Annotated in this window: 17 protein-coding genes and 1 other RNA gene; 16 read left to right on the top strand and 2 right to left on the bottom strand. The window is 65.0% G+C overall.

All coding sequences use genetic code 11. From position 1 onward, the window contains the following. Positions 1–285 precede the first annotated feature (285 nt). Positions 286–643, bottom strand: a transfer-messenger RNA (tmRNA) gene (gene ssrA / locus ABXH26_RS19200). A gap of 79 nt (positions 644–722) precedes the next feature. Then, positions 723–1,325: a carbonate dehydratase gene (gene can / locus ABXH26_RS19195; protein ID WP_353568722.1), complete on the bottom strand. Its 603-nt coding sequence runs from the start codon at positions 1,323–1,325 to the stop codon at positions 723–725. Positions 1,326–1,382: 57 nt separating this feature from the next. Here can and ABXH26_RS19190 point away from each other — a divergent pair, with 57 nt between their 5' ends. The 16 genes from ABXH26_RS19190 to ABXH26_RS19115 all read left to right on the top strand — a co-directional run bounded on the left by ABXH26_RS19190 (position 1,383) and on the right by ABXH26_RS19115 (position 17,274). Then, a complete protein-coding gene (locus tag ABXH26_RS19190; protein ID WP_434783438.1) occupies positions 1,383–2,726 on the top strand; it encodes a replication-associated recombination protein A in 1,344 nt (447 codons plus the stop codon). A 225-nt stretch (positions 2,727–2,951) separates the two neighbouring features. Continuing rightward, positions 2,952–3,248 carry a helix-turn-helix domain-containing protein gene (locus ABXH26_RS19185; protein ID WP_353568721.1) on the top strand — a complete coding sequence of 99 codons (297 nt, stop codon included), beginning with the start codon at positions 2,952–2,954 and terminating at the stop codon, positions 3,246–3,248. After that, the gene (locus ABXH26_RS19180; RefSeq protein ID WP_353568720.1) at positions 3,245–4,474 is read left to right on the top strand and encodes a type II toxin-antitoxin system HipA family toxin; all 1,230 of its coding nucleotides are present in this window, start codon (positions 3,245–3,247) and stop codon (positions 4,472–4,474) included. The genes ABXH26_RS19185 and ABXH26_RS19180 overlap by 4 nt, the downstream gene beginning before the upstream one ends. Before the next feature lie 48 nt (positions 4,475–4,522). Then, entirely contained in the window at positions 4,523–5,710 is a 1,188-nt protein-coding gene (locus tag ABXH26_RS19175; protein ID WP_353568719.1) for a KamA family radical SAM protein, read from the top strand. Next, positions 5,707–6,402 carry a carboxylesterase family protein gene (locus tag ABXH26_RS19170; RefSeq protein ID WP_353568718.1) on the top strand — a complete coding sequence of 232 codons (696 nt, stop codon included), beginning with the start codon at positions 5,707–5,709 and terminating at the stop codon, positions 6,400–6,402. Before ABXH26_RS19175 ends, ABXH26_RS19170 begins: the two co-directional genes overlap by 4 nt. Before the next feature lie 18 nt (positions 6,403–6,420). Beyond that, on the top strand, positions 6,421–6,927 hold the full coding sequence (locus ABXH26_RS19165; protein WP_353568717.1) for a DUF5069 domain-containing protein: 507 nt from the start codon (positions 6,421–6,423) through the stop codon (positions 6,925–6,927). A 294-nt stretch (positions 6,928–7,221) separates the two neighbouring features. Next, positions 7,222–8,205, top strand: coding sequence for an AAA family ATPase (locus ABXH26_RS19160; RefSeq protein WP_353568716.1), 984 nt, complete (start codon positions 7,222–7,224; stop codon positions 8,203–8,205). 112 nt (positions 8,206–8,317) lie between these two features. Further along, positions 8,318–9,214, top strand: a complete 897-nt coding sequence (locus ABXH26_RS19155; RefSeq protein WP_353568715.1) for a DUF58 domain-containing protein — start codon at positions 8,318–8,320, stop codon at positions 9,212–9,214. Between the two features lie 7 nt (positions 9,215–9,221). Beyond that, positions 9,222–9,722: a hypothetical protein gene (locus ABXH26_RS19150; RefSeq protein WP_353568714.1), complete on the top strand. Its 501-nt coding sequence runs from the start codon at positions 9,222–9,224 to the stop codon at positions 9,720–9,722. A gap of 8 nt (positions 9,723–9,730) precedes the next feature. Beyond that, a complete protein-coding gene (locus ABXH26_RS19145) occupies positions 9,731–10,729 on the top strand; it encodes a VWA domain-containing protein (RefSeq protein ID WP_353568713.1) in 999 nt (332 codons plus the stop codon). Continuing rightward, positions 10,726–12,783, top strand: coding sequence for a vWA domain-containing protein (locus ABXH26_RS19140; RefSeq protein WP_353568712.1), 2,058 nt, complete (start codon positions 10,726–10,728; stop codon positions 12,781–12,783). Before ABXH26_RS19145 ends, ABXH26_RS19140 begins: the two co-directional genes overlap by 4 nt. Positions 12,784–12,789: 6 nt before the next feature. Then, positions 12,790–15,222 (top strand): BatD family protein, encoded by a 2,433-nt coding sequence (locus ABXH26_RS19135; RefSeq protein ID WP_353568711.1) that lies wholly within the window; start codon positions 12,790–12,792, stop codon positions 15,220–15,222. A gap of 33 nt (positions 15,223–15,255) precedes the next feature. After that, positions 15,256–15,897, top strand: a complete 642-nt coding sequence (locus ABXH26_RS19130) for a peptidylprolyl isomerase (protein WP_353568710.1) — start codon at positions 15,256–15,258, stop codon at positions 15,895–15,897. After that, on the top strand, positions 15,894–16,589 hold the full coding sequence (locus ABXH26_RS19125; protein WP_353568709.1) for a class I SAM-dependent methyltransferase: 696 nt from the start codon (positions 15,894–15,896) through the stop codon (positions 16,587–16,589). Before ABXH26_RS19130 ends, ABXH26_RS19125 begins: the two co-directional genes overlap by 4 nt. 14 nt (positions 16,590–16,603) lie before the next feature. Further along, on the top strand, positions 16,604–17,008 hold the full coding sequence (locus ABXH26_RS19120; protein ID WP_353568708.1) for a DUF2147 domain-containing protein: 405 nt from the start codon (positions 16,604–16,606) through the stop codon (positions 17,006–17,008). Positions 17,009–17,019: 11 nt separating this feature from the next. Next, positions 17,020–17,274, top strand: a complete 255-nt coding sequence (locus ABXH26_RS19115) for a hypothetical protein (RefSeq protein WP_353568707.1) — start codon at positions 17,020–17,022, stop codon at positions 17,272–17,274. Positions 17,275–17,410: the final 136 nt, after the last annotated feature.

Genomic DNA, 17,410 nt, shown 5'->3' with positions numbered 1-17,410 from the left:
TCCCCATTTCGGGGCCCTCGCCACTCCACCCTTGCTTGAGAATCCAATCCAATCCTACCTCTCTGCCGACCCGCTCCACCATAGCTTAGTTTAGCCACTCAGTGGCCGGACTTTGGGGGCCAGCTCACCACCCGCCACGGGCGTCCGGGAGCAGACGGCGCGTAGAGCTTCACGGGGCCAATTCCCGAATCGAGCGGCAATTTTCGGCCAATATCGAGGCTCTCAAAACGGCCAGAAAAAAACCGTAACCTACTCACTTAGAGTCTGTTGCGGGCATTTTGAAATTGGTGGAGGCGAGGGGAGTCGAACCCCTGTCCGGAACGCCTTCAGCACAGGCATCTACACGTTTAGCGGATGATCCGAGGTTTCGGAGAGGATCGGCTCACCCGCCGCGTCCCCTCTCCTAGCGGCCTGTTGAATCTCGCCCACGCACCCGGTCGCCCGGTCCGCTGGCCAGCCTGTTAGGTAGTCGCCATCCCCCTTAACAGGCGTCGGGGTTCAGGCGTTGCTGTCAATTAAGCAGCAAGTGCGAGCTCGTTAGAGTCTGCAATTATTTGTTTTGGACGGCTTTTTAGGAGGCCAACCGACCAACCTCCACGTGCAGCCAGCGCGTCGAACATCCCGTCGAAACCAGAACGCCCCCGTTTGCTGAACGGCGGTAAGATGTTCCGGCAGGAGATTTATTCAATCGCGAAAATTCCGCGCCGCGTCGGGCGGGGCGATCAGGCACCGGGACCCCGGATCGCCTTGCCTGCGGCCGAGATCAGGCCGGTGTCGAGACGGTAGATCCAGCTGTGGATGTCCACCTGCTGGCCCCGCGACCAGGCGTCCTCGACGATGGTCGTTCGCGAGACGTTGCAGGCGTTGGCGAGGACATTGAGCTCGCACAGGCGGTCGATCTTCGCGGTACCCTCGAGTTGGGAGAGTTCCTCCTCGTTGACCCGGGCGGTGGTCTTGATGTGGCGCAGCCAGTTGTCGATCAGTCCGTGCCGCTGATTATCCAACGCCGCCTTCACACCGCCACAGCCATAGTGTCCGCAGACGATGATGTGCTTCACCTTCAGCACATCGACCGCGAACTGGACCACCGACAGCATGTTCATGTCGGTCTGCACCACCACGTTGGCGATGTTCCGGTGGACGAAAACCTCGCCCGGAGCCAGGCCGGTGATCTGGTTGGCGGGGACGCGGCTGTCGGAACAGCCGATCCACAAATATTCCGGAGCCTGTTGCTTCGCCAGGCGGGCGAAAAACTCGGGGTCCGCGGCCACCTGCTCGGCGGCCCACTTCTGGTTGTTGTCCAACAGCACCTTGAGGCTCTCCATGCGCGAAATCTGAAATCCGAATTGGCCACCCGGCAACCCCCAATCTTCAATCCCGTCGTGGCCGACCTTTTCGCGAGTGCTCCCGATCCCGATTCCCGACCGGAAACCCCGGCCGAGGGACCTCTCGCCGCCCGCATGCGACCGCGGACGCTCGACGAGATCGCCGGCCAGCAGCACATTCTCGCCGGGGGAAAACTGCTGCGACGGGCGATCGAGTCGGACCGTTTCACCTCGCTCATCTTCTACGGTCCGCCGGGCACCGGAAAAACCACGCTCGCCAATGTGATCGCCCGCTCGACGGGGTCGCGCTTCGAGTCGCTCAACGGCGTCGAGTCGAACGTCGGCGAGATCCGCGCGAAGATCGAGCAGGCCCGCACCTACCGCGACCTGCGCGGCCAGACGACGATCCTTTTCATCGACGAAATCCACCGTTTCAACAAAGCCCAGCAGGACGTCCTGCTGCCGCACATCGAGCGCGGCACGGTGCGCTTCATTGGCGCGACGACCCACAACCCCTACTTCTACGTCAACTCCCCGCTGGTCTCCCGCTCCCAGATCTTCCAGCTCGAGCCGGTTGCCACCGAGGACCTGATCCCGGTGCTCGAGCGGGCGCTCACCGATGCCGATCGCGGCCTCGGCGGGCAACCCGTGGAGGCGGAACCCGCCGCACTCCGGCACCTGGCGGAAATGTCGGACGGCGATGTCCGGAAAGCCCTCACCGCGCTGGAGCTGGCGGTCCTTACCACCCCGTCGGAAGACGGTGCGGTGCGCCTGACCCTTGAAGTCGCCGAAGAGAGCATCCAGCGCAAGGCCATCGCCTACGATGCTGATGGTGACGCCCACTACGACACGGCTTCCGCTTTCATCAAGTCGATCCGCGGTTCCGACCCGGACGCCGCGCTCTACTGGTTGGCCAAGATGCTCCACGCCGGCGAGGACCCGCGTTTCATTGCCCGCCGGCTGGTCATCTCCGCCAGCGAGGACATCGGCCTGGCCGACTCCAACGCCTTGCGGGTGGCCATCGCCGCCCAGCAGGCCTTTGAGTTCGTGGGCATGCCGGAGGGCCGCATCCCCCTCGCCCACGCCACCGTCTACCTGGCCACCGCCCCGAAATCCAACAGCGCCTACGCCGCCCTCGGCGCCGCCGTCCAGGACATTGAGAAGGGCCGCACCCTCGCGGTGCCCGAGCACCTTCGGACCCAGACCCGCAAGAAGCTCGCCTCCGCCAGCGGGACCGAGGATGAAAAGCTCAACTATCTCTACGCCCACGACTACGAAGGAGGCTACGTCCCGCAGGCCTACCTGCCGGAGGGCCGGAAATACTATACTCCTAGTGAGAACGGCCTGGAGAAGCGGATCAAGGAACGCCTCGACTACCTGCGCTCGAAGTTCGAAGCCTGAGAGGGGAAAGGAGCGGCTGCCTGTGGCTGCCGGGCAGGAGAACCTGGGCCCGGCCGCCCACGGAAGACCGTTCGAGTTCCTTCCCCTTTGCAATCAGGGGGATCTCCGTTGGCACTTCTCCTCAGGTCTGGCGATCCAGCAAGCACCCTCGACCCTCTGGTTTGAATCCTGGATCCCATCCAATAATAGCTGGTATTTTGTCTATGATGCCCCATATTCGCCCTTGTGGACAAAATACCACCCTTTCGCCTCCGCAATCCCAACCAGCTGGTCAAGCAGATCGGGCAACGGATCCGCGCCCATCGCAAAGGCCGCGGCTGGACCCAGGCCGAGCTGGCCGAGCGCTCCGGGATCTCGCTTTCCACGCTCAAACTGATGGAGAGGGAAGGCAAGGGCTCGCTGCAGCGGCTGGCCAAGGTGGCGGTGATCCTGAACCTCGATGGTGAGCTGCGCGAGCTGTTCGCCGCCACGCCGGCCTACGCCACGCTGGATGACGTCGAGGCCACCCATCGATCCCGATGAAACTCGATGTCCGATTTCTCGGCATTCCCGAGCAGCCGCGGATTGGCGGATTGGCGGACGACGCCCGGGGAAAAATCTATTTCGAATACGATCCGGGCTGGCGGGCACGGGGCATCGAATTGTCTCCCATCCATCTGCCCCTCTCGATTTCCGGACCGGTCACCTCACCGACGGCCGATTTCGGCCCCTTGTTCGGCCTGTTCGATGACTCGATGCCCGACTGGTGGGGCCAGCGGATCATGCGTCATCATTTCGCGTCCATGAATTTGCCGTGGAACGAAGTGCGGCCGCTGGAAAAGCTCGCCTGCCAAGGTGCTTTCAGCATCGGTGCCCTGGCCTACGAGCCGGATCTCTCTCCGAAATCCTTCCGCGAAACGCTGGCCACCGAGGTCGGTGAGCTGGTCGCGGCGGCCCGCCAACTTCTCGAGGGCGACCCGCAGAGCGTCCTGCCGGCCCTCGTTCGAGGCGGGCTTTCCCCGGGCGGCGCCCAGCCCAAGGCGCTCGTGGCTTTCAATGACGACCTGTCCCAGGCCGTCGCAGGCGGCGGGCCCGCGCCGGAGGGGTTCGCTTCCTGGCTGGTGAAGTTTCAGCTCGATCCCGATGACCCGGTCGGCCGCGAGGAATTCGCCGTGACCCGGATGGCCGCCGCCGCGGGGATCCGCACTCCGGAGACACGGCTTTTCGAGACTGCGGACGGCCTCACCCACTTCTTGACGAAACGCTTCGACCGCCAACCCGGAACCTTGCCGAAGCATGTCCACACCTTCGCGGGGCTAACCCACACTCCGGTGCGGGACACCCTCGATTACCACGATCTGCTCGGCCTCACGCGAGATCTCACCCTCCACGAAGCCGAGGTGGAGGAAGCATTCCGCAGGGCTGTTTTCAACGTGGCCATCGCCAACGATGACGACCATTCCCGCAACCACGCCTACCTCTTCGACCCGGAGATCGGCTGGAAGCTCTCCCCGGCCTATGACCTGACCCGCACCTCCTACCCGCTCGGCTCGGGTTTTCGCGCCGCGGGCATCAGGGGTCGCTTTTCCGGGCTGACCGCCGACCATCTGCTGCAACTTGGCGAGGACCAAGCCATCCGCCGGGCGGCGGAAAAAATCGATCAAGTCCTCGAGGCCGTCCGCCACTGGCCGGACCTCGCGGCGGAGGCGGGACTGCGCGAAGGCCATGCTGCCATGCTCTACTCGGAAATGCCCGCAAGTCGGTGGTGACCCCCCCATTTGACACATCCCCCCCGCCCTCTAACTTCCACGCAGCACATGTCCGCGTCCCCTTTTTCCGACTTCGTTTCCCACGCCCCCGGTCATTGGCCGGATGTCTCCCCGGAAGACTGGGGGGACTACAAATGGCAGCTGAAAAACCGCATCAACACGCTGGCCGACCTGGAGGCCCGTATCGAGCTGACCGATAGCGAACGCGCCGGCGTGCTGCTCGCCGGCTCGAAGCTGGCGATGTCGATCACGCCGCATTTTTTCAGCCTCATCGACCCGAACGACCCCGACTGTCCGGTCCGCCGCCAGGTCATTCCGCGGCTGGAGGAAGGCTGGACCGCGCCGGAGGAGATGTCCGACCCTTGCGGGGAAGACTCGCACATGCCCGTCCCCGGGCTCGTGCACCGCTATCCGGACCGCGTGCTGTTTCTCGTGACCGACCGCTGCGCCTCCTACTGCCGCTACTGCACCCGCTCGCGGGTCGTTTCCGGCGTCGGCGAGCAGCACCTCGAGACCCAGTGGGAGCAGGCTTTCCAGTATCTGGAGAAAACCCCGCAGGTGCGCGACGTCCTGCTCTCGGGAGGCGATCCCCTGCTCTTCTCCGACTCGAAGCTGGAAAAGATCCTCACCCGCCTGCGCGCGATCCCGCACATCGAGTTCGTGCGCATCGGCTCGCGCATTCCGATCTTCCTGCCGCAGCGGATCACGCCCGAGCTGTGTGCCATGCTGCGCAAGTTCCACCCGCTCTTCATTTCCATCCACAGCAACCACCCGAAGGAGCTCACCACCGAGGTTCGCGACGCCCTCGGGCGGCTCGCCGACGCCGGCATCCCGATGGGAAACCAGAGCGTGCTCCTCAACGGCATCAACGACTCCGTCGACGTCCAGCGCACGCTCGTCCACAAGCTGCTGCGCTGCCGCGTGCGGCCCTACTACCTCTACCAGTGCGACCTGATCACCGGCTCGTCGCACCTGCGGACCAATGTCTCGAAGGGACTGGAGATCATCGAGGGCCTGCGCGGCCACACCACCGGCTACGCCGTGCCGCAGTTCGTGATCGACGGACCCGGCGGCGGTGGGAAAATCCCGCTCAACCCCGATTACGTCCTCGAGAGCCACGAAGGCCGGACCCTGCTGCGCAATTACGAGGGCGAAACCTTCGAATACCCCGAGCCGACCCCGGCCCCGGCCGAGGCGCTCGAACTCCTCAAGGAACGATCCACCTGCTGCCCGTGAAACTGCTCTCCCTCGCCCTCGCCATGACGCTCGCCTCGCATGCCGCGGAGCTGGTCCCCGCCAAGTTCGAGACCGACTCGCCGCGCAAGCTGGGCTACTCCTACCTCATCTCCCGACCTGATCGAGACGCCCCGGAAAAAGGCTGGCCGCTGATCATTTTCCTGCACGGGGCCGGCGAGCGCGGAACCAACCTGAATGACGTCAAGCGACATGGTCCGCCGAAGCTGCTTGCCGCCGGGCGGGACATTCCCGCCGTGGTCGTCGCCCCGCAGTGTCCGCCGAACCAGGTCTGGGATCCCCACGCCGTGAAGGCGCTCACCGGCAAGATCATGGCGGAGGAAAAGACCGATCCCGACCGCACCTACCTCACCGGCCTCAGCATGGGCGGCTTCGGAACCTGGGACACCGCCATGGAATATCCGGATCTCTGGGCGGCGATCGCCCCGGTCTGCGGGGGCACCGGCATCCGGTTCCTGCTCCTCGACAAGCTTTCCAAAACCCCGTGCTGGATTTTCCATGGTGAGGACGACCCGGTGGTATCCGTCGAATTCAGCCGCCAGGCCTACGAGGGTCTCAAACGCCTGAACGCTCCGGTCAAGATCACCACCTACCCCGGCGTCGGCCACGACTCGTGGACCCGGGCATACGAGGATCATGACTTCTGGAAATGGTTGCTCGCCCAGCATCGTTGATTTACGTAGACCGCCTGCATGCATTGGAACGACTACTTCCTCGACCTTTTTTCCCGCTGTGTGAACCGCTACCGCCGCGGTGAGCGCGATTTCGAGACCTACTACGACGACGAGGATCTGGAGTTCCTCCGCACGATCGGACACCGCAAGCGGGAGTTCTTCGACTTCGTTGAAGATTTCTGTGACGAGGACCAACCGTCGCCCACCACCGCCCTTCTGGTGGCATCCATCCGGCGCGAGTACTTCCATGTCGTCATGGGCGGCGAGTTCGCCCAGCCGACGGTCAGCGCGGACAACATCCCCACCTTCGGCGACCACTTGGAGGGCATCCACTACCTGCCCCGGATCCTGGCCAAGGCTCGCGCCAAGCTTCGCGGCGAGCTCGATCCCGACCTCATGTTCGGCTGCGGCGGCGATCGGAAGTTCCTGCGGGAAAACGGCGGCATCCATCCCGCCGACTTCCTGAGGGAGGTGTGGAAGGCGGGCGACGACGACGCCAAGATCGCCGCCTGGATCCAAGGGTGATTCGGGTTTGTCCTGCTATTGCCCGAAACGTGGTGGGCCTCGGGCCATCGCCGAACAGCGCCAGTCCGCGCGCTCGGGGTTGCCGCCCGTTTCCGGCGAAGCCCTGCCATGGCGGGTCAGGCGGCCCGGTTGAGGCACTGCGACGGGAATCGGCCGAAAAATGACCGGTCGTTTCGCCGTTTCCTCCCGTTTTAGAAACATGAGGCTGCAGCCGGTGCGCTTAGCCGGGCACAAGCACGGATTCCCACTGGCGCTAACAGAATGCGGTGCCATGCTGCGCCTTAACAAACGATCATGACGACCGAAGAACTCCAGGAACAGATCGCCGCCAGCAGTGGCTGGATCCACGACGTCAAAAGCGAGATGGCCAAGGTGCTGGTCGGCCAGGAAGCGCTGGTGGATCGGCTCATCGTGGGTCTGCTGTGCAACGGCCACATCCTGCTCGAGGGCGTGCCCGGCTTGGCGAAAACGCTGGCGGTCAAGGCTTTGTCCGGCTCGCTCCACGCCACCTTCGCGCGCTTTCAGTTCACGCCCGACCTGCTGCCGGCCGACCTGATCGGCACCATGGTCTACAACCCCCAGTCGGTTTCGTTTTCCGCCAAGCTCGGCCCGATCTTCAACAACCTGATCCTCGCCGACGAAATCAACCGCGCGCCGGCCAAGGTGCAGTCGGCGCTGCTGGAGGCGATGCAGGAGCGCCAGGTCACGCTCGGCGACAAGACCCACCGCCTGCCCGAGCCTTTCCTGGTGCTGGCCACGCAGAACCCGATCGATCAGGAGGGCACCTACCAGCTGCCCGAGGCCCAGCTCGACCGCTTCCTTCTCAAAGTTTCCGTCGGCTACCCGACCAAGGACGAGGAGCTCGCCGTGCTCGACCGCATGGCCACCTCGGCACCGGTTTACCAGACCCAGACCGTGGCCACGCCCGAGCAGGTCGCCGCTTCGCGGAAACTGGTGAACGAGATCTACATCGATCCCGCCGTGCGCGAATACATCGTGGACCTCATCCGCGCCACCCGCCAGCCGGCCAAGGTCGATCCGGGCCTCAAGCACCTCATCCGCGCCGGTGCCTCGCCGCGGGGAACCATCAACCTGGCCCTGACCGCCCGCGCCCGCGCCTTCAGCACCGGCCGCGCCTTCGTGAGCCCGCAGGACGTGAAGGACATGGCCCACGACGTCCTGCGCCACCGGATCCTTCTCAGCTACGAGGCCGAGGCCGAGGAAATCACCACCGACCACATCCTCGACCGCATCCTCAGCAAGGTGCCGGTGCCGTGAAGACTCAAGACACCAAGACTCAAGACGCAAGACTTGAGACCTCCCGAGTGGTCTCTCCCGGTCGGCTCTTCCATCTTGAGTCTTGGGTCTCGCCGTCTCGCATCTTTCCCGAATGAACCCGACTGAAAAAGAGATCGAGGAAGTCCTCGAGCGCGTGCGCAAGCTGGAGCTCAAGGCCAAGCGGCTCGTGCGCGAGTCGTTCGCCGGCGAGTATCAGTCCTCGTTCCGCGGCCAGGGCCTCGATTTCGACGATTTCCGGGAATACCAGCACGGGGACGAGATCCGTTTCATCGACTGGAACGTGACGGCGCGGATGAACCAGCCCTTCATCCGCAAGTTCCGCGAGGAGCGCGAGCTGTCGGTGATCCTGGCGGTCGATGTCTCCGGTTCTTCGGACTACGGCAGCGTGCACTTCAGCAAGCGCGAGGCCGCGGCGGAGGCTGCGGCCATTCTGGGTTTCAGCGCGCTGGGCAATGGCGACAAGGTCGGCTGCCTGGTTTTCGCCGACAAGCCGCTGGTCTTTGTGCCACCAGCCAAGGGCAACCGCCACTTGCTGCGGATGGTGAGGGAAATCCTGGTCGCCCGGCCGGAAAATCCCGGCACTTCCGTGACCGCCGCCTGCGATTTCCTGATCCGCACGCTGCGCCGCCGGGCGGTGGTGTTCCTGATGTCCGATTTCTTTTCCGACGGCCTCGACAAGCCGCTCGGCAAGCTGGCCCGCAAGCACGAGACGCTGGCGCTGCAGATCCTCGACCCGCTGGAGGAAAAGCTGCCGCGCGCCGGCAAGGTGGTTTTGATCGACCCCGAAACCGGCGGCGAAGTGCGCGTGAACACCAACAACGCCAACCTCCGCATGGGCTACGAGAAGCTCATGCGCCGGCATCGCGAAGGCATCGCCCGCCTGTGCCGCAAGCACGGCATCGATCAGGCCGTGCTGACCACCGACCGCGACCGCCTGCGCGACCTGCACCACCTTTTGAAGAAACGCGCCCGCAAACGCACGCGCTGATTGCCCGATGGACGACGATGCCCTCCAACTCCGCGACCTCGCTCCGGTCGACCCTTTCCTGCCGGACTGGGTGCTGCCGTGGTGGATGTGGCTGGCGATCGCGCTGGTTCTGGCGGGCTTGGCCGGGCTGGTCATCGCCATCGTCCGCCGGCCGAAAAAGGCCCCCGCCGGCGAGTCCGCGGAGGCCATGGCGTATCGGCGTGCGGTCGCCCGGCTGAAAGCCCTGCCCGACGATTTTCACGACGCAGTGCTCGAGGCTTCCTCGGCCCTGCGAGCCTACCTGGCCGAGGCCTCGGGCGATCCGTCCTTGTTCGAGACGCAGGAGGAATTCATCGCCCGCGAGGAAGCCTTGCGCGAGCTGCCCACCGAGCTACGGCCGAAGGTGGCCTCCTATTTGACCGAGCTTTCCACCCTGAAATACGATCAGCCCCGCGACGGCTCGTCGCCCGAGATCGCCACCTCCGCGATGGCGATGCTTGAGGAAATCCACCGCGCGCGCCCGGCATGAACGACGGCATGAACGATTTCCTGACCCACTTCCGATTCGCGCAGCCGCAGTGGCTGTTCCTGTTCCTGCCCTGCCTGATCCTGCTCCTCCTCCGGCGGGGCCGCGGATCGGAATCGGCCGTGCGTTTCTCCTACCTCGGCATCCTCGCCAGCCTTGGGGCCAAGGTTCGGAAAACCGCCCTTTCCATCGGCTTGCCGTGGTTCCTGGTGGCTCTGGTGCCGGCCATCCTGGCCATGGCCCGGCCGGTGTGGCGGAATACGCTGCAGTCAAAGTCCGCCAGCGGCATCGACATCGTGGTGGCGCTCGATGTTTCGCTTTCGATGAGCATCGACGACTTCTTCTACCAAGGCATGCCGTTGAAGCGGCTCGATGCGGCCAAGGGCGTGGTGAAGGACTTCATCGAGGGCCGTCCGGACGACCGCATCGGCCTCGTGATCTACTCCGGCCAGCCCTACATTTCCGGGCCGATCACGCTCGATCACGAATGGCTGCTCGAAAAGCTGGCCGAGGTGCGGCTGGAGATCCTGGAAGAACAGGGCACGGCGATCGGGTCGGCCATCGCGGCCTCGGCCTCGAAGCTCGATGCCCGCGACTCGAAATCGAAGATCATCGTCCTGATCACCGATGGCGCCTCGAATTCCGGCAAGCTCTCGCCGCTGGAGGCTGCCGGGCACGCGAAGACGCTCGGCATCAAGATCTACACCGTGGCCATCGGCACCAAGGAAGGCCGCGTGTCACGGGGCATTCAAAAATTTCCCCGCCAGGAATTCGACCTGCCGACGCTCAAGGAAATCGCCGCCCTGACCGGGGGCGAGCACTACTGGGCTCAGAACCTGGCGGAGCTGGCGGATACTTTTCAGACCATCGACCGCCTTGAAAAATCCGAGGCCAAGTCCCACATCATCGTCGAGGATACCGAGCTTTACCCCGGGTTCGCCGCGGTCTCGTTCCTGCTGGTGCTGTTCGGGGCCCTCGGCATGGCCCTGTCGCCACCTCCCGCGCCATGATTCATTTCGCCCAACCCTTCTGGCTGCTGCTGATCCTGCTGGTGCCCGTGCTGGTCACCCTGGCGGCGATCATTTCGCGCCTGCGCGGGAAACAGTGGGCGCCCTTCGTGGCGGCGCGGTTGCGCCAGCGGCTGCTGCTGCGGGGAAATCCGGTGCCGCGCTGGGTTTCCTTCGGCCTGGCCCAGTTGGCGTTGGCGCTGCTGGCGGTGGCCCTGGCCCGGCCGCAGAGCGATGCCGGCACGCAGACCGAATCGGTGCTCGGCCGCAATATCCTGTTCGCGCTCGATCTCTCCCGCAGCATGAAGACGGCCGACCTCAAGCCCGACCGGCTGACCCAGGCCAAGGCGATGTGCTACGAGCTGCTGGATGCGCTGCCCAACGACCGCATCGGCCTGGTGGGCTTTGCCGGCACGCCCTACCTGTTCGCCCCTCTCACGGTCGATCATGCCGCCGTGCGCGACACCGTGAGCGAGCTGGACACCGACTGGATCCCGACCGGCGGCTCGAATCTGGCCAGCGGGCTGGAGATGGCCATCGAGACCCTCAAGAAGACCGGCACCCGGCAGAACGCGCTGATCCTGATGACCGATGGTGAAGAGCACGAAGGCCGCATCGGCGACCTCGCCGCGGACGCCAAGGCGGCCGGCATCCAGGTCATCACGATCGGCTTCGGCACCTCGGCCGGCGATTACGTGCCGGATCCCGCCCAGTCGGACGGCTATTTCCGCGACCGTGGCGGCAACCGCGTGCTCAGCAAGCTGGAGCCCGGTCCGCTCAAGCGCGTGGCCAGCGTCACGGGCGGAAGATTTGCCATCGCCACCTCCGGCTCCGATATTCCGGCCATGGTGCAAGCCGCGGTCAGCGATCTCGACCAGGTCCAGCTGAAGGAACGTCGCACGACGGTGATGGCGGACTACTTCCAGTGGGCGCTGCTGCCGGCCATCCTGGTGCTGATGGCTTCGGTCTTCGCCGGCACCCGCTGGCGCAGCCTGCATCACGTCACGGCGCTGCTCACCGCCGCCGTGGCCTTCTTTTCCCTGAGCGGCAAGGTCCGGGCCGCAAACTTCAACGAAGCTCGAAATGCCCTTGAAAACGGACGTTTCAGCGAAGCGGCCAAGGCCTTCGGCGAACTGGCCGGCGAAGCCCCGGACCACGAGAGGTCGCTCTCCTACCGGCTGGCCGAGGGCACGGCCGCCTACCGCGCGGGCGACTGGCCGACCGCCCGCCACGCCTTCAGCGAGGCGCTGCGTTCGAAGCAGGTGGCGGTGCGCGATGCCGCTCATCACGGGCTCGGCAACACGTTGTTCGAGATCGGCTGGGCGCGGCTGTCCGGCGGGCCGCGCTATCCGGGATTACCCGAGGAAAAGGAGGAGGACGAGGAAGACGCCAAGCCGCCGAGCGGGTTCGAGAAGCTGTCCGATGCGATCATCGATCCGCCGGAGGACGATGCGGTGGGTGAATTGATCGGTTTTGAAAAAATGGCCAAACAGCGGCTGTCCGAGTGGATGACCGAGGACAACGAACCCGACCAGACCTCCGACGGCTCGCGGATGTTCAACGACCTGCTGACCGATTGGATCGACTCCGTGAAACACCACGGCAGCTCGGGCTTGGAGGAGGCCGGTCACAATCGCGAGCTGACCCTGACCTATCTCCGCAAGCTGCAGGAGATCATGCAGCAGGTGGAGGAGAACGCCCAGCAGATCCAGGCCCTGCCGATGCCCGGCCAGGGCGAGGGCGAAGAGGGTGAGGGCGAGGGTAGCGGCGATGGGAAAGGCAATGGCCAAGGCGGCGGCGGCGGTCAGGGAAAGGGCAACAACGAAAAGCACGACCCCGGCGACTTCGAAGACAAGGGCGACGAGAAAGGCCCCGGTGATCAGGAACCGGAGGAGGAATCCACTGGCGGAAAGGATGACAAGGGCGAGACTGAACCTCGCCCCGGCGAGACTCCCAAGGAGGCCGCCGAGCGCCTTTTGCGGGAAAACGCCGACCTCCAGAAAGGCGCCCTGTCCCCCGGCCGCTTCCGCCCCGCCCCACCGGATAAAGATTGGTAAAACTCCATGATCAGACATTTCACCCTCCTCCTGCTGCTGTGGACGCTGCAATCCGCGACTTCCCTCGCCGAGCCGGTCACCTCCCGGCTGAGCAGTCATTTCCTGGTCCGCGGCGAGGAGGCCGAGCTGGAGTACCGGCTGCCGAGCGGCGTCAGCCCGCGCTCCTCGATCGAGGCCCCGGTGGTGGATGGCCTGGTGCTCCAGCAGATCGGCTACTCGGCGCTGCCGGTCCGCGGTTCCTTCGGACGGCGGGATGAGTATGCGTTCCGCTTCCGCCTGGCGAGTTACACGCCGGGCGACTACACGATTCCTTCGACCACCATCGATACCGGCAACGGCATCATCAACACCGAGCCGGTGACGCTGCGCGTGGCCCACGAAACCGAGCTGGAGTGGAAAACCGTCACGGCCGGCGTCGGTCAATTCCGCTACTCGGCGGCCTTTCGCACCCTCGATGACGCGCCCTATGTGAACGAGGTCATCCCCGTGGAGCTGAAGCTCTACGTGCCGGCCAGCCAGAACATCGAGGACTGGGGCGTGCCCGAGTTCGAGCGCGACGGCGTGGCCGCCTGGCGCTTCGAGCCCAGGCCGCAGGTCGGCCGCGTGGAGTTGGCCGGCGGTCGTTATTTCGCGGTCAGCTACCCCAGCACGCTGTCGCCGCTGCGCGACGGGCGAGTCACGCTGGGGCCCGCGAAGCTGCGGCTGATCACCGTCCAGACCGCGCCCAATCGCTTTTCGTCCAGCTACTACCAGCCGGTGAACCTGGAAGTGGATGGCATCGCCCTCCAGGCCCGTCCGCTGCCCAAGGATGCTCCGGAAGGCTTCGCCAACGCCGTCGGTCAGTTCGACCTGTCGGTGACCGCGCAGGAAACGGAAGTCCGCGAGGGCGATCCGGTCACGCTGTCGCTGACCGTCTCCGGCAGCGGCAATCTCGACACGCTCGAGCCACCGGAGTTGATCGATGACGAGGGCTGGAAGAGCTATCCGCCGAGCCGCATCGAGAGCCCCGAGCGGCGGGAAATGTCGGGCATCACCGTTTTTCGCCAGTTCCTCCGGCCCGAACGACTGGCCGAGGAGGTGCCTCCTTTCCGCTTCGTCTATTTCGATCCCGAGGCGGAGGAATACCGCCAGCTCCTCAGCGTGGCGATCCCGCTGCAGGTGGTGCCCTCCACCAGCTCGCCGACCCAGGGCTCCATGGTGCCGCCGGCCCAGCCGGTGCCGCTGGAGGAAATGACGGACATCCTCGGCATCATTCCGAATGCCGGCGGTCACGGCTCGCTTTGGGGTCTTGCCTCGCGCCCATGGTGGCAGCTGGTGCCGCTCGCGCTCGCCATCCTGCTACTGATCCGCATCGTGCAGATCCGGCTGGCACCGAAAATGCGGACCGATCCCGACAAGCAGGCCCGCCGGCAGGCCCTGCGCGAAGTCTCCGCCGCCGGCAAGGATCCGAAATCCTTCTACCGGCGGGCTGGCGCCTTCATCGAAAAGTGGCTGGGTGACAGCGACTCCCCCCTCACCCGCGAAGTGCTCGTCAGGCGGGACGAAATTTGCTTCACCAAGGATGTGCCATCCTCCGCCCTGCCCTCCGGCGAACGCCAGCGCATCCTGCGCGGCCTGCGCAAGCTCGCCCTGCCCGTGCTGCTCGCCATCGCCGCCCTCGGCCTCGTCCATCCGGTCCGCGCCGCGGAAACGGAAGAGCCCGACTCCGCCGAAGAGGCCTATCATGATTCCCGATACGCCGAGGCCGCCGACCTGTGGCTCCAATCGGCCCCGTGGGACCGGCTCCCGGCCGGCACGCTCTACAACATCGGCAACGCCGCCTACCGGCTCGGCGCGCCCGGTCAGGCCGCCCTTTACTGGCGCCGCGCCAATCTGAAGGCCGGCAGCCATCCCGAGTCCCAGCAGAACCTGCGCTTCCTCGAACGCAAATTCGGCTCGATCAGCATCCGCCGGCCCGACTACCAGTACGCGCTGGCCAAGGTGTCGAAGAGCACCTGGGAGAACTCGCTGTGGGTCGGGGCCTGGCTCGGCGTGCTCGGCCTTCTGGTATTTCCCGCGACCCGTCCCGGCGCGCGGCTTCGCGTTGCCGGCATCGCCGCCCTGGCCGGTGCTCCGCTGGTCGCCGCCATCGGCTGGCTCGGCCTTCACTACTACCCCGATGACGCCCGCTTCGCCGACGTCCGCTCCCAGGGGGTGATCATCGTCGATCGCGCCGACATCCGCACCGATGCCGCCCGCAATGCACCCTTGGTCATCGAGGCGCCGGCCGGCTCGCTGTGCCGCATGCTCCAGACGGCGGGTGACTGGACCTACGTCGCCTTCACCAACGACACCCGCGGCTGGGTGCCTTCCGACCAGATGGAGGCGGTGGTCGTGGACGAGCGGCCCGATCCTCCCCACAGGCCCGATGCCGAAAGCGACACCGGCAAGAGCGCCTGAACCCACTCCTTTTCCGAAACTCCATCGATCCCCATGAAACGCAGAACCCTGATCACCCTCGCCCTCCTCGCCAGCTTCACCGGCCTCGCCCACGCCGAACCGGACGCCAGGAAAGACGAACTCCAAGACATCCGCATCAAAATGGAGACCACCAAGGGCACCATCGAGGCCACCATGTTCGCCTCCAAAGCTCCGATGACCGTTGCCAACTTCCTCAACCTCGCCAAGCGCGGTTATTTCGACGGCATCGCCTTTCACCGGGTCATCGATGGCTTCATGATCCAGGGCGGCGACCCGACCGAGACCGGCCGCGGAGGCCCCGGCTACCAGTTCGACAACGAAATCAGCCCGGCTCTCAACCACAACAAGGCCGGGATCTTTTCCATGGCCAATTCCGGACCCGACACCAACGGCTCGCAGTTCTTCATCACCATGGGTCCCGCGCCCTTTCTCAATGGCGGCTACTCGGCTTTTGGCGAGGTCACCAAGGGCCTCGACGTGGTCAAGTCCATCGTCGGCAAGCTCGACACCGGCGAACCGAAGGTGAAATTCGACGGCAAGGGCGACAAGATCAAGAGCATCGAAATCCTCGACTCCACCGACGCCCTCTTCGCCGCGGAGAAGGACAAGCTCGACGAGTGGAACAAGATCCTCGACGCCAAAAAGAAGGAATGAAGGCGGTCCGGATACTGGTGCTGGGAATCCTGGCGGGCCTCCTCCACGCGGAGGAGGCGGGGCCTTTACAGAGCGTGAAGCCCGGCATCAATGAGGCATTCCTGGACTCCAACCTCGACGTCAGCGAGTGGCTCAAGCGGTTCGAGGTCGAAAGCCGCGAGGTCTTCGAGGCCCGCGACGCGATCGCCGATGCCTGCGGCGTGCGGCCCGGCATGGTGGTGGCCGACATCGGTGCCGGCACCGGCCTCTACACCCGGATTTTCTCGGAAAAGGTCAACCCGGGAGGCTGGGTGGTCGCTGTCGAGATCAACCCGCCGTTTCTCAAGCACATCCAGGCCCGCGCCAAAGAGGAAGGACAACATAACATCACCACCGTCCTCTGCCCGGAGGATTCGGTGAGCCTGCCCCCGCGATCGGTCGATGTGGCGTTTATCTGCGATACCTATCACCATTTCGAATATCCGCAGCCGGTGCTGGCCTCGATCCTCGGCACCCTGAAATCCGGCGGCCGGCTGGTGGTGGTCGATTTCATCCGGGAAGAGGGACGATCCAGCGACTGGGTCATGGAGCATGTCCGCGCCGGCGAGGGCACCGTCCGTAAGGAAATCGAGGCCGCCGGCTTCGATTTCGTGTCCAAGCCCGAGGTCGAAGGCCTTTCCCAAAACTACCTGCTGGTCTTCCGCAAACCCTGAACCCGCGGATTCCCATGAAAACCCTGCTCCTCGGCCTGCTCGCCGCCGTCATCCTGCCGCTCCACGCCGATCCCATTGAAGGCTTGTGGAAAAAGGACGATGGCCAAGCGACGATCCGCCTCACCATTGAAAATGGGAAACTCACCGGCCGCCTCACAAGTGTCGCCGACAAATCCCGCACCACCGACACCCACAACCCCGATGCCTCCAAGCGCAGCCGCAAGCTGATCGGGCTCACCATCGTCCAAGGCTTCTGGAAGGACGGCGACAAGTGGACCGGCGGCACCGTCTACGACTCCAGCAGGGGCAAGACCTACCAAGGCAATATCTGGCTCGAGGGTGCCGATACCCTCAAGATGCGCGGCTACCTCGGCGTCTCCGCTCTCGGTCGCACCGCCACCTGGAAACGCATCCCATGACTCTCACCACCATGAAAATCCTCATCATCCTTCCTTTTGCCGCCCTGGCGCTCGCCTCCTGCCAACCGCTCAACGGCACCGATCCCCTCGACAGCGGAGAACTCGCCCGCGAGGCCTCGGACATCTCGACCTCCCGCGACAGCGTCGAACAAAATCGGATCCAGGACGAACGCCTCGACCGCTACTCGGGCCCCGGTCTGCGGGTCATCGACCCCGAGTCCGAGACGCGCATCAGCGCCGGCGTCAACGCGAACTCGGATTTCTGATCGCGGGCTCTTCGTTCCACGGACCGAAGCCGCTATCGGATGGGCGGCGGGAGTTGGCAACCAAGCCCCACGGCACTCCGTCCTCCAGGCCCTGAAAAAAAGGCCAACCTCGTGGTCCCACCTCAGCGGCCAAATG

It is taken from the genome of Haloferula sargassicola (assembly GCF_040362925.1).
GTDB lineage: Bacteria > Verrucomicrobiota > Verrucomicrobiia > Verrucomicrobiales > Akkermansiaceae > Haloferula > Haloferula sargassicola.
This window is presented reverse-complemented; position numbering and strand designations above follow the sequence as displayed.